General features: G+C 49.3%; 21 protein-coding genes and 1 riboswitch. Of the genes, 10 read left to right on the forward strand and 11 right to left on the reverse strand.

Features of this window, described 5'->3' with window-relative positions:
* Positions 1 to 12: 12 nt before the first annotated feature.
* From ftsL to leuO, 7 genes are all read right to left on the reverse strand, one after another.
* Positions 13 to 375: a cell division protein FtsL gene (ftsL, locus tag LC084_RS14460; protein WP_036106204.1), complete on the reverse strand. Its 363-nt coding sequence runs from the start codon at positions 373 to 375 to the stop codon at positions 13 to 15.
* The gene (rsmH, locus tag LC084_RS14465) at positions 368 to 1,312 is read right to left on the reverse strand and encodes a 16S rRNA (cytosine(1402)-N(4))-methyltransferase RsmH (RefSeq protein WP_226571901.1); all 945 of its coding nucleotides are present in this window, start codon (positions 1,310 to 1,312) and stop codon (positions 368 to 370) included. Before rsmH ends, ftsL begins: the two co-directional genes overlap by 8 nt.
* Complete coding sequence (mraZ, locus tag LC084_RS14470) at positions 1,313 to 1,771, reverse strand: division/cell wall cluster transcriptional repressor MraZ (RefSeq protein ID WP_226571902.1); 459 nt, start codon at positions 1,769 to 1,771, stop codon at positions 1,313 to 1,315.
* 539 nt (positions 1,772 to 2,310) lie between these two features.
* Positions 2,311 to 3,315: a catabolite repressor/activator gene (cra, locus tag LC084_RS14475; protein ID WP_226571903.1), complete on the reverse strand. Its 1,005-nt coding sequence runs from the start codon at positions 3,313 to 3,315 to the stop codon at positions 2,311 to 2,313.
* Positions 3,316 to 3,601: 286 nt separating this feature from the next.
* Positions 3,602 to 4,093 (reverse strand): acetolactate synthase small subunit, encoded by a 492-nt coding sequence (ilvN, locus tag LC084_RS14480; protein ID WP_226571904.1) that lies wholly within the window; start codon positions 4,091 to 4,093, stop codon positions 3,602 to 3,604.
* Between the two features lie 2 nt (positions 4,094 to 4,095).
* Positions 4,096 to 5,820, reverse strand: a complete 1,725-nt coding sequence (gene ilvI / locus LC084_RS14485) for an acetolactate synthase 3 large subunit (protein WP_226571905.1) — start codon at positions 5,818 to 5,820, stop codon at positions 4,096 to 4,098.
* A gap of 321 nt (positions 5,821 to 6,141) precedes the next feature.
* A complete protein-coding gene (gene leuO, locus LC084_RS14490) occupies positions 6,142 to 7,083 on the reverse strand; it encodes a transcriptional regulator LeuO (RefSeq protein WP_226571906.1) in 942 nt (313 codons plus the stop codon).
* A gap of 563 nt (positions 7,084 to 7,646) precedes the next feature.
* Here leuO and leuA point away from each other — a divergent pair.
* Genes leuA through leuD form a run of 4 tightly spaced genes read left to right on the forward strand, consistent with a single transcriptional unit; the run spans position 7,647 to position 12,330 of the window.
* Positions 7,647 to 9,218: a 2-isopropylmalate synthase gene (gene leuA, locus LC084_RS14495; RefSeq protein WP_226571907.1), complete on the forward strand. Its 1,572-nt coding sequence runs from the start codon at positions 7,647 to 7,649 to the stop codon at positions 9,216 to 9,218.
* A 1-nt stretch (position 9,219) separates the two neighbouring features.
* Positions 9,220 to 10,311, forward strand: a complete 1,092-nt coding sequence (gene leuB, locus LC084_RS14500; RefSeq protein WP_226571908.1) for a 3-isopropylmalate dehydrogenase — start codon at positions 9,220 to 9,222, stop codon at positions 10,309 to 10,311.
* Between the two features lie 2 nt (positions 10,312 to 10,313).
* On the forward strand, positions 10,314 to 11,714 hold the full coding sequence (gene leuC, locus LC084_RS14505; RefSeq protein WP_226571909.1) for a 3-isopropylmalate dehydratase large subunit: 1,401 nt from the start codon (positions 10,314 to 10,316) through the stop codon (positions 11,712 to 11,714).
* Between the two features lie 10 nt (positions 11,715 to 11,724).
* Positions 11,725 to 12,330 carry a 3-isopropylmalate dehydratase small subunit gene (leuD, locus tag LC084_RS14510; RefSeq protein WP_064598781.1) on the forward strand — a complete coding sequence of 202 codons (606 nt, stop codon included), beginning with the start codon at positions 11,725 to 11,727 and terminating at the stop codon, positions 12,328 to 12,330.
* Between the two features lie 76 nt (positions 12,331 to 12,406).
* Here the strand turns inward: leuD and LC084_RS14515 are convergent, their stop codons facing one another.
* Together LC084_RS14515 and sgrT are read right to left on the reverse strand one after the other, a co-directional pair.
* Complete coding sequence (locus LC084_RS14515; RefSeq protein ID WP_226571910.1) at positions 12,407 to 13,585, reverse strand: MFS transporter; 1,179 nt, start codon at positions 13,583 to 13,585, stop codon at positions 12,407 to 12,409.
* Positions 13,586 to 13,700: 115 nt separating this feature from the next.
* Positions 13,701 to 13,880, reverse strand: coding sequence for a glucose uptake inhibitor SgrT (gene sgrT / locus LC084_RS14520; protein WP_226571911.1), 180 nt, complete (start codon positions 13,878 to 13,880; stop codon positions 13,701 to 13,703).
* Positions 13,881 to 13,967: 87 nt separating this feature from the next.
* Here sgrT and sgrR point away from each other — a divergent pair, with 87 nt between their 5' ends.
* The 4 genes from sgrR (at position 13,968) to thiQ (ending at position 19,055) form a co-directional block, all read left to right on the forward strand.
* Entirely contained in the window at positions 13,968 to 15,626 is a 1,659-nt protein-coding gene (gene sgrR / locus LC084_RS14525) for an HTH-type transcriptional regulator SgrR (RefSeq protein ID WP_226571912.1), read from the forward strand.
* 44 nt (positions 15,627 to 15,670) lie between these two features.
* Positions 15,671 to 15,769: riboswitch (TPP riboswitch) on the forward strand.
* A 31-nt stretch (positions 15,770 to 15,800) separates the two neighbouring features.
* Positions 15,801 to 16,784, forward strand: a complete 984-nt coding sequence (gene thiB / locus LC084_RS14530) for a thiamine ABC transporter substrate binding subunit (RefSeq protein ID WP_226571913.1) — start codon at positions 15,801 to 15,803, stop codon at positions 16,782 to 16,784.
* Positions 16,760 to 18,370 carry a thiamine/thiamine pyrophosphate ABC transporter permease ThiP gene (gene thiP, locus LC084_RS14535; protein ID WP_226571914.1) on the forward strand — a complete coding sequence of 537 codons (1,611 nt, stop codon included), beginning with the start codon at positions 16,760 to 16,762 and terminating at the stop codon, positions 18,368 to 18,370. Before thiB ends, thiP begins: the two co-directional genes overlap by 25 nt.
* A complete protein-coding gene (gene thiQ / locus LC084_RS14540) occupies positions 18,354 to 19,055 on the forward strand; it encodes a thiamine ABC transporter ATP-binding protein ThiQ (RefSeq protein WP_226571915.1) in 702 nt (233 codons plus the stop codon). Before thiP ends, thiQ begins: the two co-directional genes overlap by 17 nt.
* On the opposite strand, the gene LC084_RS14545 is transcribed toward thiQ, so the two are convergent.
* Together LC084_RS14545 and araC are read right to left on the reverse strand one after the other, a co-directional pair.
* Positions 19,052 to 19,822, reverse strand: coding sequence for a DedA family protein (locus tag LC084_RS14545; RefSeq protein ID WP_226571916.1), 771 nt, complete (start codon positions 19,820 to 19,822; stop codon positions 19,052 to 19,054). The genes thiQ and LC084_RS14545 overlap by 4 nt on opposite strands.
* Positions 19,823 to 19,935: 113 nt before the next feature.
* On the reverse strand, positions 19,936 to 20,784 hold the full coding sequence (araC, locus tag LC084_RS14550) for an arabinose operon transcriptional regulator AraC (RefSeq protein ID WP_226571917.1): 849 nt from the start codon (positions 20,782 to 20,784) through the stop codon (positions 19,936 to 19,938).
* Positions 20,785 to 21,127: 343 nt separating this feature from the next.
* Between araC and araB the strand changes: the two genes are divergently transcribed.
* Together araB and araA are read left to right on the forward strand one after the other, a co-directional pair.
* Complete coding sequence (gene araB / locus LC084_RS14555) at positions 21,128 to 22,840, forward strand: ribulokinase (protein ID WP_226571918.1); 1,713 nt, start codon at positions 21,128 to 21,130, stop codon at positions 22,838 to 22,840.
* 10 nt (positions 22,841 to 22,850) lie between these two features.
* Entirely contained in the window at positions 22,851 to 24,353 is a 1,503-nt protein-coding gene (gene araA / locus LC084_RS14560; protein WP_226571919.1) for an L-arabinose isomerase, read from the forward strand.
* The last annotated feature ends 53 nt before the right edge of the window (positions 24,354 to 24,406 follow it).

Below are 24,406 nucleotides of genomic sequence, written 5' to 3' on the forward strand. Positions count from 1 at the left end.
GTTGCTGGTCCCTTATTGCTGCACTACGATATTTTCTTGTGAAGGATCAACATGCTGCATTTTGAGCTTATCGGTTGCGATACGCTCCACACGGCTGTGATCACCGAGTGCGTTCTCTTCCAGAATGAGATTTCGCCATTCTATATCCAGCGCATCACGTTCAACGACCAGTTGCTCACGTTGCGCAGTCAGTAAACGAGTGTAATGAACAGTAGTGACAACCATCACTGCTGACACCACAATCGCGACGAACAAAATGAGTGGCAGTTTCCCAAAGCGCAAAATATCACCACCGATAATTCCCGGTAGCGAGTGGCGTTCATTACTACCAAGCGCCGTCATTTTGCTTAAGGTTTCTGTCACACGATTAATCATTCGCGCTCCTTTGGGCAATACGCAATACAGAGCTTCGCGCCCGCGGGTTGCCCGCAACTTCTTCCTCACCAGGCATTAATTTCCCCAGCGCTTTAAGTTGCCTGCCGCCTAACGCACGTAGCTGCTCTTCAGTCATTGGTAACCCGGCAGGAACTTGTGGCCCACGGCTTTGCTCACGCATAAACCGTTTAACCAACCGGTCTTCAAGGGAGTGGAAACTGATCACGGACAGGCGTCCGCCAGGTGCCAAAACTGTCACGGCTCCTTTCAGCGCCTGTTCTATTTCTTCAAGTTCGCTATTGACCCAAATGCGCACGGCCTGAAACGTCCGGGTAGCCGGATGTTTGAATTTGTCTTTCACTGGGGTCGCTGCCGCAACCACCTCTGCCAACTCTTTGGTTCGTGTCATTGGCGTTTCTTTATTGCGTTCAACAATTGCCCTGGCAATACGTTTTGCAAAACGTTCTTCACCGTAGGTTTTCAATACCCAGGCAATATCTTGTTCTTCTGCACCAAGTAACCATTCTGATGCCGACTGGCCTCGCGTCGGGTCCATACGCATATCCAGTGGCCCGTCACGCATAAACGAAAAACCCCGTTCAGGGTCATCAAGTTGTGGAGAAGAAACGCCAAGATCAAGCAGGATCCCGTCTATTTTGCCAGTGAGACCCAGCTCTTCGACATAATCTGCAAGGTGAGAAAATGGACCATGAACAATAGAAAAACGCGCGTCATTAATTTGGCTGGCAGCTTCGATCGCCTGAGGATCCCTGTCTATAGCCAATAGACGTCCTTCTGCCCCTAACTTAGACAGAATCAAACGAGAATGCCCCCCGCGGCCGAAGGTGCCATCAATGTAGATGCCATCCTGACGAATGTTTAACCCATTTACCGCTTCGTCAAGCAGCACTGTTGTATGTTTGTAACTTTCCATCATTTAGAGAGACAAATCCTGCAGTCTTTCGGACAATGTACCTGACGAAGACCGCTCAGCGTCAATGTCCTCCTTAACTTGTTGATACCAGGTTGCTTCATCCCACAGCTCAAACTTATTGAACTGCCCAACCAGCATCACTTCTTTTGTTAGCCCGGCATGCTGACGCAACACAGGAGCTAACAGTAATCGGCCTGCACTATCCATCTGACACTCACTGGCGTGCCCCAACAATAAGCGTTGCACACGCCGTTCATCTGGGTTCATCCCGGATAAACGGGCCAGCTTCTGCTCAATGACTTCCCACTCAGGCAAGGTATAAAGCAATAGACATGGGTTATGGATATCAATGGTGCAAACCATATGTCCGGTAGCCAGTTCGAGCAGTTTTTCGCGATAGCGAGTCGGGACGGATAATCGCCCTTTGCTATCGAGATTAACTACCGTCGCACCACGAAACATATCGAGTCGCCCCTTAAATTACCTTTTTCACCACATTGTTCCACAAATTCCCACTATAAGGAGTTTACGGAGCAGAGGAAAAGCTTGTCAAGCCAGCGCCAGTGCCGACCAGACGAAACATTTCGCCAAAAACAGTGAATAAAGAGGATATGGAGTAACAGGCTGTAACGGTGACACGAAATAACGTTATGAATATTTGTAAGAAAAGTGACGAATATGCATGCAGAACGTTAACACCAACAAATACAACCAAACTGCAAAATAAACTATTCAGTTTGCGACTCGGGCGGCATTTTACGGCAAATAGCGGGAGGTTAACAGCAGGAGTTAAGTGCCACGGGGTAAAAAAAACGTCACCAAAACAGCTTAAAAGTGCTGATGGAATAATCTTATACACTCAACAAACAAAATGGCTGTAACAAATTAATACAATATCAATATTCGGATTGTTCCAAAACGCCAGAAAAAAGGAATAACAAAAAAAAGACCAGGATTTTTCTTATAAAAAGAGCAACCAGAGAATGGTCGCTCTTTTTTAATTAGTATCGGCTGAGGCTACCGCGGCGATAAAGGTTACGACGAATACGCGTTAATCCAGGTTTCGGTTTACGCGGCTCGTCAAGGCTTGCAAGCACTAATTCCAACACGCGCTCGGCAACATCACGATGACGCTGCGCAACAGCCAGTACAGGACACTGCAGAAAATCCAGTAATTCATTATCGCCAAAAGTGGCAATAGCCAGTTCGGAAGGGAGTTTTCCTTCCCGGCGCAAAGTTACATCCATTACGCCTTGCAGGAGCGCAAATGAAGTAGTGAACAAAGCTTCCGGCATATCATGGGTTTCCAGCCATTTCTCAAACAGTTGTGCAGCATTTTCACGTTCGTAGCTGTCAGCATACAAAAAATCTACCTGCCGTGGGTCATCTGCCCAGGCTGTACGAAATCCTTGTTCACGAAGGAAGCTGACAGATAACTCCGGCAGAGCCCCCAAATAAAGCACTTTATTAGCGGGAAACTTACGTAATTCACGCGCCAGCATTTCAGCATCATCCTGGTCAGCACCCACAACACTGGTGAAATGCTCACGATCCAGCGCCCTGTCCAGGGCCACAATAGGAAAATCACTGTTTACCCAACGCTGGTAAAACGGATGTTCTGGCGGTAAAGAAGTAGAGACAATAATGGCGTCGACTTGCCGTTGCAGTAAGTGTTCAATGCAACGCATTTCGTTATCAGGCTGATCTTCTGAGCAGGCAATAAGTAATTGATAACCACGCTGGCGTGCCTGGCGCTCAAGATAATTGGCAATACGCGTATAACTGGTGTTTTCCAAATCAGGAATCACCAGGCCAATAGAACGGGTACGCCCAGCCCGCAAACCTGCAGCAACCGCATTAGGGTGGTAATTATATTCCCTGACCACTGCCATCACTTTCTCAACGGTTTTTTCACTCACCCTGTACTGACGAGCCTTACCATTGATTACATAGCTTGCAGTGGTACGCGACACACCCGCAAGGCGTGCAATTTCGTCCAGTTTCACTCTTGCCCCTTAACGATTTAGATACTTCAACACCCTGAAGCCTGAATAGCTGGGTGATACCTCACTACCAACACCCCAGACAGAACAGCCAACCAATACCCGTGATTGTACGTTCCACAGAGCCTGATACAACAATATCACACCGAATTCAGGGTTATAGATTAATCCGGTTAAGGTTGCACATACAATAATAACACCTTCAATTGTTTTTCTGGCTCACATTCCTGTGTTAAAAAAATGAAAAACCCGGCACTCAGGCCGGGTTACAGTGACAATAGTCGCCACATTAGCGCATGATTTTATCGCCACGAGACAAACCAACCACCCCCGAGCGCACAACCTCGACGATTTTTGCCACATCACGAATAGTCGCGAGGAATGCGTCCAGCTTATCACTGGTACCAGCAAGCTGAACGGTGTACAGCGAAGGCGTGACATCAATAATTTGACCACGGAAGATTTCTGCATTGCGCTTCACCTCTTCACGCCCATAACCTGTTGCCTGCACTTTCACCAACATAATTTCACGTTCAACACAGGGCCCCTGGCTTAATTCGTTGACACGCAAAACATCTATCAGCTTGTGCAATTGCTTTTCAATTTGCTCCAGGACTTTTTCATCACCCACTGTTTGTATTGTCATACGGGATAATGTCGGGTCTTCTGTTGGTGCAACAGTCAGGCTTTCGATGTTATAACCACGCTGAGAAAATAGCCCGATGACCCGTGACAGCGCACCAGATTCATTTTCAAGTAATACAGATATGATTCGGCGCATAATCAGGTTCTCTCCGTTTTGCTCAACCACATTTCATCCATGCCACCACCGCGGATTTGCATTGGATAAACGTGTTCTGTTCCATCGACGGTAACATCAACAAAGACTAACCGCCCTTGCTTCACTTGCTCCAACGCCACCTGTAATTGACTGGTCAACTCTTCGGGTTTAGTTATCTGAATACCAACATGCCCATAAGCTTCTGCCAGACGAACAAAGTCAGGCAACGATGCCATATAAGACTGAGAATGGCGCCCGGAGTAGATCATATCCTGCCACTGTTTCACCATGCCCAAAAAGCGGTTGTTCAGGTTGACCACCAACACAGGCAAATTGTATTGCAGCGCAGTAGATAACTCCTGAATGTTCATCTGAATACTGCCATCACCAGTGATACAGACCACGGTTTCATCCGGTAATGCCATCTTCACACCCAAAGCGGCCGGTAAACCAAAGCCCATGGTCCCAAGCCCACCAGAGTTAATCCAGTGCCGAGGTTTATCGAAGGTGTAATACAGTGCAGCAAACATCTGGTGTTGACCGACGTCTGAAGTGACATATGCATCTCCTTGCGTCAGTTGGTAAACAGCTTCAACCACCGCTTGAGGTTTGATGGTGCCACTGGTTTTGTCATATTCCAGGCAATGTCTGGACCGCCAAAGTTCAATCTGTTGCCACCAGTCACGGATATCATCCAGTGGCTGGCTCTGTTTCTCGCCCACACTCAGCTCAATCATTTGCTGAAGAACGGTTTTCGCATCACCGACAATTGGAATATCTGCAGGAACTGTTTTTGATATAGAAGCCGGATCGATATCAATATGCAAAACGGTAGCATTAGGGCAATACTTTTCAAGATTGTTAGTAGTACGGTCATCAAAACGTACCCCAACAGCGAAAATCACATCGGCATTATGCATTGCCATATTCGCTTCATAGGTACCATGCATGCCTAGCATACCCAGCGCCTGTCGGTGCGTACCCGGAAATGCCCCCAGCCCCATCAAAGAAGAAACGACAGGCACGTTTAAGCTTTCAGACAGCGTTTTAAGTTCATCAGAGCAGCCCGCAGTGATCGCGCCACCACCGATATAAAACACCGGTTTTTTTGCGGCAAGTAGCGTATGTAGCGCACGCTTAATTTGCCCTTTGTGCCCCTGAGTCGTTGGATTATACGAACGCATACTGACGCTATCTGGCCACACATAGGGTAGCTTTTTAGCTGGGTTAAGAATATCTTTTGGTAAATCAACCACCACAGGCCCCGGGCGACCAGAAGCGGCCAGCCAGAACGCCTTTTTCAGAATACCGGGGATATCTTCGGTTTGTTTAACCAGGAAACTGTGTTTAACCACAGGGCGGGATATCCCCACCATATCGCATTCCTGGAAGGCATCATAACCTATCAGAGAACTCGCCACCTGACCTGAAAGCACGACCAGAGGGATGGAATCCATATATGCAGTAGCGATGCCGGTGATAGCATTTGTCGCGCCAGGGCCTGAGGTAACCAATACCACGCCCACTTCCCCCGTCGCTCTCGCCAGACCATCAGCCATATGAACAGCAGCCTGCTCGTGGCGGACTAATACATGCTCAATTCCACCAACGGTATGCAGTGCATCATAAATATCTAACACTGCTCCACCAGGGTAGCCGAATACTTGCTTTACGCCCTGATCAATAAGCGATCGAACGAGCATCTCGGCTCCAGACAACATCTCCATGGTTTGCCTCCAGGCTGTGGTTAATGCCACGACGCCAGAATTCATTTCTGTTCGTCATTGGGCGCAGCACACTGCACCTACAAGAAATAATTATCAGACCTTCTAACATAACTGGAGAAAATTAAGCAGGCAAATCCCCATTCACTTTCCCCCACAGTACAAAAATAACAAGTCACCATAAAACGGCACTCTTATGGATTATTACTCTAAACATAAGATGAAGTTATGATTAATTATGTTATCAATACCATGATAAAAGAAATGTTAACGAAGTGAGTGATTTCAAACTGTAAAAGAAGGGCACCGGCCCTTCTTCATACTTCAGGGTTTTTGGCAAATTTGGGTTAATGTATCCAACATCCAGAGAAACCCCGCATCTTCTGGATTTGTTGTATAACCTGTTAAATAACAGGCTCGTTTTTTTACTGGCAGAGGAAGAGATTGCTGGGTTACTTCTGGCCCATTACGCCAACTCCGGGTAACCCAGGCTGGCATAATAGCAATCAGGTTGGTTCGGGAAACAACTTCAAGTAAGCTAAACAGGCACTGCCCTTGATAAGTAATTGCATTCCGTTTAAACGGCGTGTCATACCAAATAGCACTGAACGAATCGCTACTTTTTAAAGATACTACGGCATGTTTTTCACCATAAAAGGCTGATTCATCCATCAAAGATAAGTTATGCCCCCATATTTTTTTTGCCACGACAACCATGTCATCCTCAAACAACAACCGATTAAACATGTTTTCCCCTGATGTCGATTCGTAACTAATAATAAAATCGACATGCTCACGGCCCAGAGTGTGGTTGCTTTTATTGGAACACACATTCAACCGAATACCAGGTGCATGATGGCGAATGTATTGATAAATCCTTGGGAAAAATAAAGTATCGAACGGACTCGATATCGCCAATGTAAATGAGCGAGAGCACGTCTGCGGGTCAAAACAAAAGGGTGGGAACACATTATTAATCAAAGAAATAGCATGCCTGAGCTCCATTTCTAATTGGCATGCCTGACGCGTTGGCTCAACCCCCCGCCCCCGGCGAACAAATAGTGGGTCGTCAAACACTTTTTTTAACCTTGATACAGAATTACTTACAGCAGGCTGTGAGATACCTAAAACCTTTGCGGCTTTAGTAATATTACGGTGCTGCATAACGGTCAAAAAAATTGGAATTAAATTCAGATCCAGCTTCTCTTTTAGCCAAACATTATCACCTTCCTCAGGTCGTCGCTTGGCTGTTATTTCCTCTGTCATTGTTCACTCCATGAATTAACGTTCACGCTTTGTGGCAAAAGCCGGCCCATAATGTGACCTCCCTTGCTTCTGTTCAGCTTCCTTGTTGAATTAATGACTCAACATCCCCACCAGTGCATGCATGGTATTCACTCGGTGGCTAAGCATTTATTACCGAACTAATGGCACGAAATTACCGTGCATTACTTCGAGGGAGGTAAAAAATATAAACTATCACGTGCAACGTCATTCTTAGCACAACCACATACAACATTAGATAAAAAGCAGAATTATTACCCAGGAAATTCCTTAATACTTTCCATCAACAATCCGTAACCCAGAGACAAAAAGTTGACATAGCGTTTTATATCGGTTACCACTAAATGCATTCGATTACGGAGGTTTGATTACATGACTCGTTCTGCTCGTCTACTAGGTCTACTACTTCTCGCAGATACTGTGCGCGGTAGACTGGTGGGCGCTGCTTAAGGTTAATCAAGCCCCATAAGAACTAAACCCGCGCCAATGCGCGGGTTTTTTTATATCCGGCGTAATGGCGAAATAAATCAGACAGGATGGAATCAATGAACCAGCAAGTCGTTATTTTCGATACAACTTTACGTGACGGTGAACAGGCGTTACAGGCCAGTCTGAGTGTAAAAGAGAAACTGCAAATCGCCTTCGCTCTGGAGCGTATGGGCATCGATGTGATGGAAGTTGGTTTTCCGGTTTCTTCACCGGGCGATTTTGAATCAGTACAGACCATTGCTCGTAACATTAAGAACAGCAGAGTATGTGGACTGGCGCGCTGTGTTGAAAAAGATATTGATGTTGCGGCAGAAGCACTGAAAGTGGCAGAAGCCTTCCGTATTCACACGTTCATCGCCACATCGCCCATGCATATCGCTACAAAGCTGCGTAGCACACTGGATGAAGTGATCGAACGTGCGGTATATATGGTCAAACGTGCACGTAATTATACCGATGACGTGGAATTTTCCTGTGAAGATGCCGGTCGTACCCCAATTGAAGACCTGGCGCGCGTTGTAGAAGCAGCGATTAATGCCGGAGCCCGTACGATTAATATTCCTGACACTGTGGGTTATACACTGCCCCATGAGTTTGGCAATATCATCAGCTCACTGTATGAGCGCGTGCCGAATATCGACAAAGCAATTATTTCTGTACATACCCATGATGATCTGGGTCTGGCTGTAGGTAATGCAATGGCAGCCGTGCACGCAGGTGCCCGCCAGGTTGAAGGTACCATTAATGGCATCGGTGAACGTGCCGGTAACTGCGCGCTGGAAGAAGTCATTATGGCGATTAAAGTGCGCCAAAAAATGCTCAACCTGCATACCAATGTTAATCATCAGGAGATCTGGCGCACCAGCCAGACTGTCAGCCAGCTGTGCAACATGCCAGTTCCGGCGAATAAAGCGGTGGTTGGCACCAATGCTTTCGCACACTCTTCAGGCATCCACCAGGATGGCGTACTGAAGAATCGCGAAAACTACGAAATCATGACGCCGGAATCCATCGGCCTGAACCAAATCCAGTTAAATCTGACCTCACGCTCTGGCCGGGCAGCGGTAAAACACCGCATGGAAGAAATGGGCTACAAGGAAACAGATTACAACCTGGATAACCTGTACTCCGCCTTCCTGAAACTGGCTGATAAAAAAGGCCAGGTATTTGATTACGACCTGGAAGCACTGGCATTCATTAATAAACAACAAGAAGAGCCTGAACACTTCCGTCTGGATTACTTCAGTGTTCAGTCTGGCTCCAGTGTAATGGCCACCGCCTCAGTCAAATTGTTCTGTGGCGAAGAAGAAAAAGCGGAAGCAGCAACGGGCAATGGCCCAGTAGATGCTGTTTATCAGGCAATCAACCGTATTTCTGAATACGATATCGAACTGGTGAAATACCAGTTAAGCGCCAAAGGCCAGGGTAAAGACGCGCTGGGCCAGGTGGATATTGTTGTTAATCATAACGGCCGTCGTTTCCACGGTGTCGGCCTGGCGACTGATATTGTTGAATCCTCAGCAAAAGCGATGGTCCATGTACTGAACAGTATCTGGCGCGCCGGTGAAGTCGAAAAAGAATTGCAACGCAAAGCACAGAATAAAGAACACAACCAGGAAACCATGTGACATGTCAAAGAATCATCATATTGCAGTATTACCCGGAGACGGTATCGGCCCTGAGGTCATGGCTCAGGCAATGAAGGTACTGGAAGCTGTCCGCCATCGTTTCGATTTACAGATTACTACCAGTGAATATGATGTCGGCGGTGCGGCGATTGACCGCCACGGTACCCCGCTCCCTGCCGCAACGATTGAGGGTTGCGAACAGGCTGATGCCGTTTTATTTGGTTCAGTTGGTGGCCCCAAATGGGAACATCTGCCCCCGGCTGAGCAACCTGAACGCGGCGCATTGTTGCCCCTGCGTAAGCACTTCAAATTATTCAGCAACCTGCGCCCGGCAAAATTATATGCAGGGCTGGAAAGTTTTTGCCCGCTGCGTGAAGACATTGCGCAAAAAGGTTTTGATATCCTGTGTGTGCGTGAATTAACTGGCGGGATCTACTTTGGTCAGCCAAAAGGCCGTGAAGGTAGCGGTGTTCATGAAAAAGCGTTTGATACCGAAGTGTATTATCGCTTTGAAATTGAGCGTATTGCCCGCATTGCTTTTGAATCTGCTCGCAAGCGCCGCGGTATCGTTACATCCATTGATAAAGCTAACGTATTGCAGACCTCTGTAATGTGGCGTGAAATCGTGACAGAAATTGCACAGTCTTATCCGGATGTGAAACTGTCCCATATGTATATCGATAACGCCACCATGCAGTTAATCAAAGACCCGGCGCAATTCGACGTACTGCTGTGCTCAAACCTGTTTGGTGACATTCTGTCTGATGAATGCGCCATGATAACCGGGTCTATGGGTATGCTGCCCTCCGCCAGCCTGAACGAAGAAGGGTTTGGTTTATACGAACCCGCCGGGGGCTCTGCACCAGACATTGCTGGCAAAAATATCGCCAACCCGGTTGCCCAGATCCTCTCATTGTCGTTACTGCTCCGCTACAGCCTGGATGCGAACGATGCAGCAACAGCAATTGAAAATGCAGTCAATCGCGTGCTGGAAGAAGGCTTCCGCACAGCAGACCTGGCTCGGGATACTATTGCGCTGGGTACCGATGAAATGGGCGACAAAATTGCCCACTACGTGGCCCAGGGGGTGTAATCATGGCAAAGACGTTATATCAAAAGTTATTCGATGCACACATCGTTTACGAAGCCCAGGGTGAAACACCATTACTGTATATTGATCGCCACCTGGTGCATGAAGTCACTTCACCGCAAGCTTTTGACGGCTTGCGCGCCCATGGCCGCCCGGTACGACAGCCGGGTAAAACATTTGCCACAATGGATCACAACGTTTCCACACAAACGAAAGATATCAACGCCAGCGGCGAAATGGCCCGCATCCAGATGCAGGAGTTGATGAAAAACTGTAAAGAATTTGGTGTGGAACTGTACGACCTGAATCATGCCTTCCAGGGTATTGTCCACGTAATGGGGCCTGAACAAGGGATTACGCTGCCAGGGATGACCATTGTTTGTGGTGACTCCCATACAGCTACCCACGGTGCGTTTGGTGCGCTGGCATTTGGTATTGGCACCTCAGAAGTTGAGCACGTTTTGGCGACACAAACGTTGAAACAAGGCCGGGCCAAGACCATGAAAATTGAGGTCACTGGTCAGGCGGCACCTGGCATCACCGCAAAAGATATCGTACTGGCGATAATCGGTAAAACTGGCAGTGCCGGTGGTACCGGGCATGTTGTCGAGTTTTGTGGCCCTGCCATCGAAGCACTGAGCATGGAAGGCCGCATGACGCTGTGTAATATGGCAATTGAAATGGGAGCCAAAGCCGGGCTGGTTGCTCCAGATGCAACCACATTCAACTATGTTAAAGGCCGCCAGTTTGCGCCTAAAGAACAAGATTGGGATGCAGCCGTAGCATACTGGAGCACCCTGAAAACCGACGATGGCGCGCAATTTGACACAGTGGTAACACTCGATGCCGCTGAAATTGCACCTCAGGTTACCTGGGGTACCAACCCAGGCCAGGTTATTTCTATTACCGATAACATCCCGTCACCAGAAAGTTTTACCGACCCGGTAGAGCGAGCTTCAGCTGAAAAAGCACTGGCTTATATGGGCCTGAAATCTGGTATTCCTCTGACTGAAGTTGCCATTGATAAAGTCTTTATTGGCTCCTGTACTAACTCACGCATTGAAGACTTGCGCGCTGCAGCTGCTATCGCGGAGGGCCGCAAGGTTGCACCTGGTGTTGTAGCTATGGTTGTGCCTGGCTCAGGTCCGGTTAAAGCGCAGGCTGAAGCCGAAGGCCTGGACAAAATCTTCCTGGAAGCCGGTTTCGAATGGCGTCTGCCAGGCTGCTCAATGTGCCTGGCGATGAACAATGACCGCCTGAACCCTGGCGAACGTTGTGCCTCTACCAGCAACCGTAACTTTGAAGGCCGCCAGGGCCGCGGTGGGCGTACTCACCTGGTTAGCCCGGCAATGGCTGCTGCCGCTGCAATTGCTGGTCACTTTGCTGATATCCGCACACTGAAATAAGGGAAAAACCATGGCTGAAAAATTTGTTTGTCACACAGGCATTGTTGTCCCGTTAGACGCGGCGAATGTCGATACTGATGCAATCATTCCCAAGCAATTTTTGCAAAAAGTTACCCGTACCGGCTTCGGTGCACACCTGTTTAATGACTGGCGTTTTCTGGATGATAAAGGCCAGGAACCCAACCCGGACTTCGTGCTGAATAAACCAGTCTATAAAGGCGCGTCTATTCTGCTGGCTCGTGAGAACTTTGGTTGCGGCTCGTCCCGTGAACATGCGCCCTGGGCACTGACCGATTACGGCTTCAAAGTTGTTATCGCACCGAGCTTTGCCGATATTTTTTACGGTAACTCGTTTAATAACCAACTGTTGCCCGTTGCCCTGAGTGAACAGGATGTCGATACTCTGTTCACTATGGTGCAGGAAAACCCAGGCATGACTTTCACGGTAGACCTGGAAGCCCAGACTGTTCAGGCCGGAGATAAAACCTGGTCATTCAGCATTGATGGGTTCCGCCGTCACTGCATGCTGAACGGGCTGGACAGCATTGGCCTGACGTTACAGCATGAAGATGCTATCGCGGCTTACGAAACTAACCAGCCTGCGTTTATGCGCTAAGTTTTACTGCTGGTAAAACACGGTACAGGCAATGGCCTTTAATGGGCTATTGCCTGTTGTTACCGGGTCCCCTCCTTCACACATCCTTCACCCGGCAGGTCAGCCCCAGCGCCAGAATACTTAACACCAGAATGCCCCAGTACACACTGCCATGACCAAACTGTTGTGCCAAAGAGCCTTGCAATACCCCAGCAAGAATGACACCAGTGGAGATACTGTTGGTGAACAGTGTCGTGGCTGACCCCGCTTTCCCAGGCATCAGGTCCTGAAACCAGAGCATACCGATACCCGCCACAATCCCAATAAAAATCGCGTTAAACAGTTGCAATACAATCAGGGCATTACGTGTAGGGAACAGTAATAACCCGCCATAAAACACAACCCCGGCAGCAACAGCAAACACCATCATCCGGCGTTTACCAATACGCTTCACAACCATACCGGCAAGGATCATCGCCGGTATTTCAAGGCCAGCCGCAGTCCCCATCAGCGCACCGGCCAGAGATTCGGGCAACCCAAGGACACTGGTTATCCATAAAGGCATATCGATGATATACATCGTGTTGCAGGTCCACATCAGCATGGAGGCTATAAATAACCGCCGTACATTGGGATTTTTCCAGCCACTGACGGCTGCAACAGCCTGGTTCTCTGGGCCAAAAATCCGGGGAACAGAAGGCAGGCAAAATGCCACCAGTAGTGCTCCAACAACAAAAATACCTGCGGCACATAAAAACATGGTGGTAAAGCCAAATTTCAACGCCAGCATAAATGACAGTGGCGGGCCAATCACCCAGGCCAGAGAAAGTTGAGCACGCATAATAGAGCTGAACATCACCACTTCTCTGGCAGAGTTATCCGCGTACTCACGTGCCAGAGCAAAAATTTGCGGCATGGTGGTATTGGCCAGCGCGGCCAAAAAAACACCAAGGGTTATCAAGGTAAGGTAATGGCGATTGAATGCGAAAACCAGGCTGTTGGCCACTGCCATCAGGCAACAGAAAATAATGAGCTTGCGGCGATCGCCTGTCCGGTCTGAACGTTTAGCCAGAATCATACTTACAGCAATACCCGCCACGGCATTCACCGTGTAAAACAGACCAACCCAGAATGAGGTCACGCCCACTTCTTTGCTCAAGAACAAACTGAGAGTAGGAGCCTGCAGTGCGCCTGCCACGCCAATCATGAAGGCGACTGCCATAAATGCCAGTAACACCATGTTTAAATGTCTTCCCTGCGTAATCAGCCAATGCATCTCATAGGTCCCTTTATTATCGCCTCTGAACAACACGCTCATAGCTGGGTAGATTTTAAACGAAAAAAACCAGCAGCACGATTGCCGCTGGTTGGTTAAAAGCACCAATACTCAGTCACACTTGATGAGAGCGATTTTTGCGCCAGGCACAAGGGTACGAACAGCGCCACTGCACAAGTTCATCAAGCATCTGCACACGCTGCTGAGGTTCAAAGCAGGCCAGCCATGAGCCAGAAACACGCCGTGTCGCGGTAAAAAACGCCAAATAAAACTGTTCTGCAAAGGTACGCTTCATAAAACCACCTCGCTTTCATCACGAAACAGTATTGGCGTAATATAGGGAAAGATAAATTGATGAGTTTTCGCCCGGAGTTCCTCTTTTATGGCATCAACACGCTTACAGCAGCAGTTCATCCGGTTATGGCAATGCTGTGATGGCCAGCCTCAATCAACCACTCTGCATGACCTTTCTGCTCTACTTAATTGTTCCCGGCGCCATATGCGTACCCTGCTTAATGCCATGCAGGAAAAAGGCTGGCTGACGTGGGAAGCCGAGGCCGGGCGCGGCAAGCGTTCACAATTAACCTTTATCTATACTGGCTTGTCGCTTCAGCAGCAACGCGCAGAAGACCTACTTGAGCAGGACCGGGTTGACCAGCTGGTACAAATTGTTGGCGACAAAGATGAAGTTAAAAAGATGCTGCTCTCACACCTGGGGCGCAGCTTCCGCCAGGGGCGCCATATACTGCGGGTACTTTATTATCGCCCACTGCTGAATTTATTACCCGGCACGCCACTACGCCGCTCCGAAACCCATATTGTGCGGCAAATATTCAATGGTCTGACGCGGATAAATGAGGAAAATGGGGAACTGGAAGCGGATATTGCTCACCACTGGCAGCAATTATCCCCTTGCCACTGGCGCTTTTTTTTACGCCCTGGGGTGCATTTCCACCACGGGCGTGAACTCGAAATGGCCGATGTCCTGTATTCACTAAACCGCGTTAATCAACAACCCTTGTATGCGCATATTGCCAGTATATCGTCGCCAACTAACTGGACTCTGGATATTGAGCTGCACGAACCGGATACCTGGCTACCCTGGTTGATGGCAAGTGTTTCTGCCATGATTTTGCCTCGCGAATGGGAATCGCTACCACACTACGCAACCCATCCAACAGGAACCGGGCCTTATGCTGTAGCACGTAATAATACCAGCCAGCTCAGTATTCACGCTTTTGATGATTACTTTGGCTTTCGTGCGCTGATTGATGAAGTCAATATATGGGTCTTACCCGAAATCGGCGAAGACATAAGTTGTGGCGTCTTTCTGGAAGATGGCAGCCAAAGTGAAAAAGCGGAAGAAAGCCGTCTTGAAGAAGGCTGCTATTACTTGTTATTTGACCAACGCTCAAAACACGGTGCAAACCCGCAAGTCAGGGCATGGCTGAGCAAGGTTCTCTCACCAGTAAATATTCTGGCTGACAGCGACCCTCAGTATCATCGCTTGTGGTTTCCCGCCTGGGGGTTACTGCCCCGTTGGCATCACACGCCCGCCAGCACAGAGTGTGGCAAACCAGAGGGCCTGACCAGCCTTACTCTCACATTTTATGCTGACCACATAGAACACCGAACACTGAGTGACATTATCAGTAAACGCCTGGCGCAACACGGCATACACCTTGTAATACAAGAAATCAGCTATAACGCCTGGTTTAATGGCGATGCACACAGTGATATTTGGCTTAACAGCGCTAACTTCACCCTACCGCTGGATTATTCTGTTTTTGCTCACTTGTATGAAATCCCGTTGCTGAACAAAGGGCTTGGAATCTCCATGGAGGAGGCTCACCCTCAATGGCGCGCTGGCAAACTGAATGCGGCGCAATGGGCACGCCAGTGCGTCGAACAGCAACATATACTGCCACTCATTCACCACTGGCTCACTATTCAGGGCCAGCGCAGCATGCGGGGGTTGCGTATGAATACGCTGGGATGGTTCGACTTCAAATCCGCCTGGTTTTCTCCCCCTGAAAACTAACCCAACATGTTCTTTAATAATGCCAGGCAAATCATTACAATGAGCCGTTCTCAACGGGGTGCCCTGTATTCCAGGCGCTGAGATAATACCCGTCGAACCTGATCCGGATAACGCCGGCGAAGGGATTTGAGGCCGTTCTCAAAATCCTTTGCCACCCTTTTTCAGGAGTGCAAAGTGTTAAAAAAATTACTGGCTTTACTGGTACTGGTTGCTGCGCCCGTCCTCGCCAAACCTACTCTCACCGTTTATACCTACGATTCATTCTCTGCTGACTGGGGCCCTGGCCCGGCTATCAAGAAGGCCTTTGAAGCACAGTGCGGTTGTGAGCTGAAATATGTTGCGCTGGAAGACGGCGTATCACTGCTCAACCGCGTGCGTATGGAAGGGAAAAAAAGCAAAGCAGACATTGTTCTCGGGCTTGATAATAACCTGATAACCGCTGCCCGCCGCACCGGGTTATTTGCCAAAGCTGATATTACGCTGCCACCACTCGCGCTCCCAGGCGGTTGGTCAGACGATACGTTTATTCCCTTCGATTACGGCTATTTTGCCTTTGTCTACGACAAGAACAAACTGCACAACCCACCACACAGCCTGAAAGAACTGGTTGAAAGCCCGCAGCAATGGAAAGTGATTTATGAAGACCCGCGGACCAGTACACCGGGCCTGGGGCTGTTACTGTGGATGGAAAAAGTCTATGGCGACAAGGCACCAGAAGCCTGGCAGAAACTGGCGAAAAAGACAGTAACGGTAACAAAAGGCTGGAGTGAAGCTTACGGGTTATTTCTCAAAGGCGAAAGCGACCTGGTGTTAAGCTATACCACCTCACCGGCCTACCATATTATCGAAGAGAAAAAAGATAATTATGCCGCTGCTGATTTCAGCGAAGGGCATTATATGCAGGTAGAAGTTGCAGCCCGGCTTGCCAACAGCCCACATCCGGAACTGGCAAAGCAGTTTATGCAGTTTATGGTTTCTGATGCATTCCAAAAAACGATTCCTACAGGCAACTGGATGTATCCAATAAGCCATGTAGCGGTTCCTGAAGCTTTCAACCAACTGGTTAAACCCACCAGCAGCCTGTCATTTACACCTGAGCAGGTAGAACAACACAGAGCGGCCTGGATTAGCCAATGGCAGCAAGCCGTCAGCCATTAATTCCGGGCTGGTTATGGCCTGGGCTGATAGCCGCCGGAGCGATTTGCATTGTCGCTCTGGCGGCTTTTGCCGCTTTATGGCTACATGCTCCACAAACGGACTACAGCACACTGTTTCACGACCCCTGGCTGTGGCACGTTGTACGCTTTTCGTTCTTTCAGGCCGCATTGTCTGCGTTACTGTCTGTACTACCCGCCATTTTACTTGCCCGGGCACTCTACCGCCGCCATTTCCCTGGCAGGCAATTCCTGCTGCGTTTATGTGCCATGACACTTGTTCTGCCCGTTCTGGTAGCCGTCTTTGGTATTCTGAGTGTTTACGGGCGTGAAGGCTGGTTAAGTAGTATTTTTGTGTTTCTGGGCCTGAAATGGTCATTCACACCTTACGGACTGCAGGGCATTTTGCTCGCACATGTCTTCTTTAACCTGCCTTTAGCCACACGCCTGCTTCTGCAATCTTTGGAAAATATCCCCGTGGAGCAGCGGTTACTTGCCGCACAACTGAATATGCGTGGCTGGTTCTTTTTCCGTTTTGTAGAATGGCCATGGATGCAACGCCAAATCTTCCCGGCAAGCGCATTGATCTTTATGCTGTGCTTCGCCAGTTTTGCTACGGTACTCGCCTTGGGTGGCGGGCCACGAGCCACAACCATCGAACTGGCAGTTTACCAGGCGTTAAGTTATGACTTTGACCCTGCCAAAGCCGCTTGCCTGGCACTTATCCAAATGCTGTGCTGTTTTGGTCTTGTCTTACTGAGCCAAAAATTGACTCAAGCTTTTTCTCCCGGAGAGAGCCAGAATGCCACCTGGCGGGATCCACAAGACAACATTGCTGCCCGGATACTGGATAGCGCGGTGATCATTCTGGCATTACTGCTACTGTTGCCACCGCTTATGGCAGTTATTGCCGACGGGCTGGTCAACAACCCGATGGTTATTTTTCACCAACCAGCGTTATGGTCAGCACTAATCACCTCGGTGCGCATTGCCTTCGCAGCAGGCATTGTGTGCGTGTGCCTGACCACAATGCTGCTATGGAGTAGCCGGGAACTCCGTTTACGTCAGTATCAACGCCCGGCTCAAGCAATGGAACTGAGTGGGTTACTGATTCTTGCCATGCCCGGAATCGTGCTGGCTACAGGTTTTTTCTTGTTATTGAACAGTACAACCGGGTTGCCTGAACGCGCCGATGGTATTGTTATTTTTACAAATGCGTTGATGGCAATACCTTATGCAATGAAAGTGTTGGAAAGCCCGTTTTATGATATTGCCAGCCGTTATAACCGCTTATGCCAGCACCTGGATATCCGGGGCATTAACCGACTGCGTTGGGTAGAACTGCGAGCACTTAAACGCCCCTGCGCCCAGGCACTGGCTTTTGCCTGCGTATTATCATTAGGGGATTTTGGGGTTGTGGCATTGTTCGGCAGCGACGATTTCCGCACCCTGCCTTTTTACCTCTACCAACAAATAGGGGCTTACCGGAGTAATGATGGTGCGGTTACGGCCATGTTGATGCTTTTACTCTGTTTCTTGCTGTTCACTCTGATAGAGAATACCGCTAAACGCCATGCTAAAACTCACTGACGTAACCTGGATTTACCAGCACCTGCCCATGCGTTTTAACGTGGATCTTTCCCCAGGAGAAAGAGTTGCAGTGTTAGGACCAAGCGGTGCCGGGAAAAGTACGTTGCTAAACTTGATTGCAGGCTTTCTCAGGCCAGACAGTGGCACCATTACCCTGAACCAGAATAACCATACATTGACCCCGCCCGCGCATCGCCCTGTCTCGATGCTTTTTCAGGACAACAACTTATTCAGCCACCTTAGCATTCGGCAAAATATCAGTCTGGGCCTGCACCCAGGAATGAAACTCACTGCAGAGCAAAAAACAGCACTGGAAGAGATAGCCCACAAAATGGCGATTACTGATTTATTGGACCGCCAGCCAGCGCAGTTATCCGGAGGGCAACGCCAGCGCGCCGCCCTTGCACGTTGTTTATTGCGTGCTCAGCCGGTTCTGCTTCTGGATGAACCTTTTTCAGCCCTGGACCCGGCATTACGCCAGGAAATGCTTGCACTGGTGGAATCAGTCTGTGAGAGCCAGAAAATCACGCTAATGATGGTTTCACATAACCTGGATGATGCTTTACGCATTACACCACGCAGCCTGGTAGTGGCTGACGGGCGAATTGCCTGGGATGGCCCCACGCAGTCACTGAGCGACGGCTCGTCCCCTGCCGCCAGTTTACTGGGGATTGCCAGGCACTAACCTAAAACCACCTGGTGTAATATGCGGGCATAAACCGGCATCAGTGGGTGGCGAAGCAGGATAAACACGAGCGCCAGGCAGCAAACCGATGCCAGGGGCGCAAGCCACATTAACCGTGCACGGGTTAACCGGCCCTCAGGCTGTTCACCCGCGGCCTTACGCTCACTACGCCACAAACGCCAGTTAAGCCATAATGCAAGCCAGATTACGGCAGCGGCCGCCAGCAATAACCACTGAAAGTGCCCGGCGTTCTCCCCTGCGGGAATATCTATGGCCGCGCCAGCCAATATTCCCGGCAGAAAATAAACTGGCGGCCAGAACAGGCATCCAGGAATATTGGCCTTGGCAAACCGGGTAACAGACAAATCCAGCATACCTGCCAGCATAGGAACTAAAGGGCGAGTAGGCCCAACAAAACGGCCAATCAGGATAGTTACCGTACTGTGCCGGTGCAACGCTATCTCAGTTTTATCCACCAACGTTTTATATTTCTTCAGAAAAGACCAGTTACGCAGAGGCTGTTTAAAGCGCCAGCCAATCCAGAAAGAGACCCAGTCGCCAGCCAGGCAACCAATAATACCCACGCCCCACGCCCACCAGAACGGTAAGTTACCACTGCCTATCAGTGCACCCAGTGCCGCCATAAAGACCGTACCAGGCAATAACAAGCCAACCAGGGCAAGGGATTCAAAAAAAGCGACCAGCAACACGACTATCAGTGCGAAGGTGAGTGAGTGGGCTATCAGCTGTTCAACAAAGGCGTACATAAAACGTCCGTCAGACTTACGAACGGCGATTTTGCGGGGCATGATGCATAAGGTCAAGATTCCTGCCCCGCGAAAGATTAAGCGGTTGTAACAAAGCCTGCTTACCGGGCCACTTACTGCTCGTAACCCGCCCGAAACTCGCTCGGGCTGGCCCCGGTGCATTTTTTGAATACCCGCGAAAAATAGAGCTGGTCTTCGAACCCGACATTGCGCCCAACACTGGCGATAGGCATACGCGTGGTACTGAGCAACAGTTTTGCCTGGCTAATGCGCTGATCTTCTCGCCAGCTCAGCACACTTACCCCCAATTGCTGGCGGAATAGATGAGACAGACGCGAAGGAGAAAGACAGACATGTTGTGCGACACCTGCAATATCAAACTGGCTGTCGGACAAATGGTCGCTGATATACTGGCAAGCCTCACGCACCCGGTTATCCAGCGGTGGATTCATTGACTCACTGATAGCCGCCATACGCTTCAACAATAATTGTTCCAGCAGATTTATCGCCAACAGTTCGGCATAGCGCCCCTGAGACTGACCCGCATCAATCACCTGCTGTATCAGGGAGGAAAACTCTTCAATATGCTGTTCATCTGGCCGGTAAAAACCAGTATGCGCAAAAATTGTTGGCCAGTTCAGCCATTCCAGCCAGTATGCGCGGGGGCGAAAGTACACCCATTGATGGTACCAGCCGCTGCAATCAGGGTGGCGGCCATAGTGGTGAATCTCGCCGGGAGGAAACAACAACATATCACCCGGTTTGCAAATAAACTGCTGGTGATTATTGTTGATAATACCTTCACCTTTGACCGTCAGGTTCAAAATAAAGCCCTTCATGCCCAGTGGACGGTCAATAAAGAAATCCAGTGGTCCCCCCGCCTCTATGGGGGTTAACCCGGCAACCAGATGCGCGTTAAATGAATACCCCGGCAGCAGGGGATCATTTTGTGTTTCAGCCATACCGAATTTGACTCCCGCAGAAGAGTTGAGAAACCATTTGTCCATATTCACTGTTACTATCCGGAACAGTAAACCCATGAAACCATAAAGAAAGCATCAAACAGCCAAAAACCGCTTCGGATCAACTATTACCCGAATAAACCTGAATTAACAACCCATTTAGCAGATAACCAAAGTGTCTATAAGCATGGCAGAAATATCCACATCAAATTTTTGCGTGCGGTCACAATTTAAAGACTGATAGCATTTTTATCCATAAGATCAGCGAATACACCCTGACTGTTTTTAGCTATGAAAACTAATGTTCTGGATATGTTTTTTACAGATCCACGGAGTATTAAAAATGGCTATAGCGCTGGGACTCGATTTTGGTAGCGACTCAGTTCGTGCACTGGCAGTCGATACCACCACAGGTAGCGAGTTGGCAACCAGTGTGGAGTGGTATCCACGCTGGCAAGAAGGGCGCTACTGCAATGCCCCAAAAAACCAATTCCGCCACCATCCCCTTGATTACATCGAATCAATGGAAAAGGCGTTAAAAACTGTACTGGCTGATCTGTCTTCTGAACAACGGGCTGCCGTTGTCGGGATTGGCGTTGACAGTACCGGTTCAACACCCGCACCGATCGACAAAGACGGCAATGTGCTGGCGTTGAACCCAGAATTCGCAGAGAACCCCAATGCGATGTTTGTTCTCTGGAAGGACCATACAGCGGTTGAAGAAGCTGAAGCCATCACCCGTCTTTGCCATGCACCAGGTAATGTGGATTACTCGCGCTATATCGGTGGTATTTATTCCAGTGAATGGTTCTGGGCCAAAATACTGCATGTAACCCGTGCGGATCAGGGCGTTGCCAAAGCGGCTGCCTCATGGATTGAGTTGTGCGACTGGATCCCTGCATTACTTTCCGACACCATCAAGCCGGAAGCGATTCGCCGTGGCCGCTGCAGTGCCGGGCACAAATCCCTGTGGCATGAAAGCTGGGGCGGGTTGCCACCAGCCAGTTTCTTCGACGAACTGGATCCCATCATCAATAAACACCTGCCTCACCCGTTATTTACTGATACCTGGACTGCCGATATTCCTGTTGGAACGCTTTCGGCAGAATGGGCTGAACGCCTTGGGTTACCACAAACAGTGGTGATTTCTGGTGGTGCTTTTGACTGCCATATGGGAGCTGTAGGTGCCGGCGCTCAGGCCAATACACTGGTAAAAGTCATCGGGACTTCTACCTGCGATATTCTGATTGCCGATAAACCCACAGTAGGAAACAGGGCAGTAAAAGGCATTTGTGGCCAGGTAGATGGCAGTGTAGTGCCACACTTTATTGGTCTGGAAGCTGGGCAATCAGCTTTTGGTGATATTTATGCCTGGTTTGGCCGGGTCCTTGGCTGGCCTTTGGATCAATTAGCAGTTCAACACCCGGAATTAAAAGAAACCTTACAGGCCAGTAAAAAACAATTACTTCCTGCACTTACCGAAGCATGGGCAAAAGAACCAGCACTGGATCACCTCCCTGTAGTCCTCGACTGGTTTAATGGCCGGCGTACCCCAAATGCCAACCAACGGCTGAAAGGTGTAATTACTGACCTGAACCTGGGTACTGATGCTCCAGCGCTGTTTGGTGGCCTTATTGCAGCGACGGCATTTGGCGCCCGCGCAATTATGGAGTGCTTCACAGAACAAGGTATTCCGGTTAACGGCGTAATGGCACTGGGCGGTATTGCCCGTAAAAACCCCGTCATTATGCAAGTTTGCTGTGATGTGCTTAATCGCCCACTGCAAATCGTTGCTTCCGACCAGTGTTGTGCTCTGGGCGCAGCTATCTTCGCGGCCGTCGCCGCTGGTGTACATAGCGATATCCCGGCCGCGCAACAAGTCATGGCCAGCAACGTTGAAAAAACCCTACAGCCAAAACCTGTCAGCGCTGAGCGCTTTGAACAGTTATATCAGCGCTACCTGGCCTGGGCCTCCAGCGCAGAACAGCACTATCTCCCCTCTGTAACGGCGTCATCCTCTGCCAAAAAGACAGATGAAACCGCCCTGACACATTAAGGACAGAATAATGAATATTTTTGAACAATATGAAGTGTGGTTTGTTATTGGTAGCCAGCATTTATATGGCCCGGAAACCTTACGTCAGGTAACACAGCATGCAGAACATGTTGTTAACTCGCTAAATGCAGAGGCAAAACTCCCTTGCAAACTGGTACTGAAACCACTGGGTACCACACCAGATGAAATCACTGCAATTTGCCGTGAAGCGAATCACGACGAAAAATGCGCCGGGATGGTGGTTTGGCTGCATACTTTCTCTCCAGCCAAAATGTGGATCAATGGTCTGGCAATCCTGACCAAGCCTTTACTGCAATTCCACACCCAGTTTAATGCGCAAATTCCGTGGGACACCATGGATATGGACTTCATGAACCTGAACCAGACTGCTCACGGCGGCCGTGAATTTGGGTTTATTGGTGCCAGAATGCGCCAGCAACACAGTGTTGTGACAGGCCACTGGCAGGACAGTGAAGCCCATAAACGCATTGGCTCATGGATGCGCCAGGCTGTATCCAAACAGAACACTCGCCATATTAAAGTTGCCCGTTTCGGCGACAACATGCGTGAAGTTGCAGTGACCGACGGTGACAAAGTCGCCGCACAAATCAAATTCGGTTTTTCCGTGAACTACTACGCGGTTGGTGACCTGGTGAGTGTGGTTAATGCAGTCAGCCAGGGGGATATCAACGCACTGGTTGATGAGTATGAAAGCAGTTACCGCTTGAGTGCAGCGGCCCAGGTAAATGGCGATAAACGCCAAAATGTTATTGATGCTGCACGTATTGAACTGGGTATGAAACGCTTCCTGGAACAAGGCGGCTTCCACGCATTTACTACTACATTTGAAGACCTCTACGGCCTGAAACAACTGCCCGGTCTGGCAGTTCAACGCCTGATGCAGCAAGGTTATGGCTTTGCTGGTGAAGGCGACTGGAAAACCGCCGCCCTGCTTCGCATTATGAAAGTGATGTCAACCGGTCTGCAGGGCGGCACCTCATTTATGGAAGATTACACTTACAACTTTGAAGCAGGCAACGACATGGTGCTTGGCTCACATATGTTGGAAGTCTGCCCTTCCATTGCGACCGCGGAAAAACCGCTTCTGGATGTACAGCATCTGGGCATTGGCGGTAAAGAAGACCCGGCCCGTCTGATTTTCTCAACCAAAACTGGCCCAGCCATTAATGCCAGCCTGATAGACATGGGCGACCGTTTCCGCCTGCTGGTTAACTGTGTTGATGCAGTAGAAGCACCTCATGCACTGCCAAAACTGCCCGTTGCCAATGCACTCTGGAAAGCACAACCAGACCTGAATACGGCGTCTGAAGCCTGGATTCTGGCTGGTGGCGCTCACCATACCGTATTCAGCCAGGCTCTCAACCTGGACGATATGCGCCAGTTTGCAGAAATGCACGACATTGAGCTGGCTGTAATTGATAACGATACACGTCTTCCTGCCTTTAAAGATGCACTGCGCTGGAACGAAATGTATTACAGCTTTAAACGGTAGTAACAGGGGAACTTTGGCCAGTCTTTCATGGCTGGCCCTTCTTTTCTCTGGAG

The organism is Mangrovibacter yixingensis (assembly GCF_020523985.1).
Lineage (GTDB): Bacteria > Pseudomonadota > Gammaproteobacteria > Enterobacterales > Enterobacteriaceae > Mangrovibacter > Mangrovibacter yixingensis.

Excerpts from the sequence above, each read along its gene's own strand:
- rsmH (WP_226571901.1), bottom strand. The coding sequence starts at position 1,312 with ATGATGGAAAGTTACAAACATACAACAGTGCTGCTTGACGAAGCGGTA.
- LC084_RS14515 (WP_226571910.1), bottom strand. The coding sequence starts at position 13,585 with ATGCATTGGCTGATTACGCAGGGAAGACATTTAAACATGGTGTTACTG.
- araC (WP_226571917.1), bottom strand. The coding sequence starts at position 20,784 with ATGGCTGAAACACAAAATGATCCCCTGCTGCCGGGGTATTCATTTAAC.
- thiQ (WP_226571915.1), top strand. The coding sequence starts at position 18,354 with ATGCTAAAACTCACTGACGTAACCTGGATTTACCAGCACCTGCCCATG.
- ilvI (WP_226571905.1), bottom strand. The coding sequence starts at position 5,820 with ATGGAGATGTTGTCTGGAGCCGAGATGCTCGTTCGATCGCTTATTGAT.
- leuB (WP_226571908.1), top strand. The coding sequence starts at position 9,220 with ATGTCAAAGAATCATCATATTGCAGTATTACCCGGAGACGGTATCGGC.
- LC084_RS14545 (WP_226571916.1), bottom strand. The coding sequence starts at position 19,822 with ATGTACGCCTTTGTTGAACAGCTGATAGCCCACTCACTCACCTTCGCA.
- araB (WP_226571918.1), top strand. The coding sequence starts at position 21,128 with ATGGCTATAGCGCTGGGACTCGATTTTGGTAGCGACTCAGTTCGTGCA.
- ilvN (WP_226571904.1), bottom strand. The coding sequence starts at position 4,093 with ATGCGCCGAATCATATCTGTATTACTTGAAAATGAATCTGGTGCGCTG.
- leuA (WP_226571907.1), top strand. The coding sequence starts at position 7,647 with ATGAACCAGCAAGTCGTTATTTTCGATACAACTTTACGTGACGGTGAA.
- sgrT (WP_226571911.1), bottom strand. The coding sequence starts at position 13,880 with ATGAAGCGTACCTTTGCAGAACAGTTTTATTTGGCGTTTTTTACCGCG.
- sgrR (WP_226571912.1), top strand. The coding sequence starts at position 13,968 with ATGGCATCAACACGCTTACAGCAGCAGTTCATCCGGTTATGGCAATGC.
- leuO (WP_226571906.1), bottom strand. The coding sequence starts at position 7,083 with ATGACAGAGGAAATAACAGCCAAGCGACGACCTGAGGAAGGTGATAAT.
- ftsL (WP_036106204.1), bottom strand. The coding sequence starts at position 375 with ATGATTAATCGTGTGACAGAAACCTTAAGCAAAATGACGGCGCTTGGT.
- araA (WP_226571919.1), top strand. The coding sequence starts at position 22,851 with ATGAATATTTTTGAACAATATGAAGTGTGGTTTGTTATTGGTAGCCAG.
- leuD (WP_064598781.1), top strand. The coding sequence starts at position 11,725 with ATGGCTGAAAAATTTGTTTGTCACACAGGCATTGTTGTCCCGTTAGAC.
- mraZ (WP_226571902.1), bottom strand. The coding sequence starts at position 1,771 with ATGTTTCGTGGTGCGACGGTAGTTAATCTCGATAGCAAAGGGCGATTA.
- thiP (WP_226571914.1), top strand. The coding sequence starts at position 16,760 with ATGGCAGCAAGCCGTCAGCCATTAATTCCGGGCTGGTTATGGCCTGGG.
- leuC (WP_226571909.1), top strand. The coding sequence starts at position 10,314 with ATGGCAAAGACGTTATATCAAAAGTTATTCGATGCACACATCGTTTAC.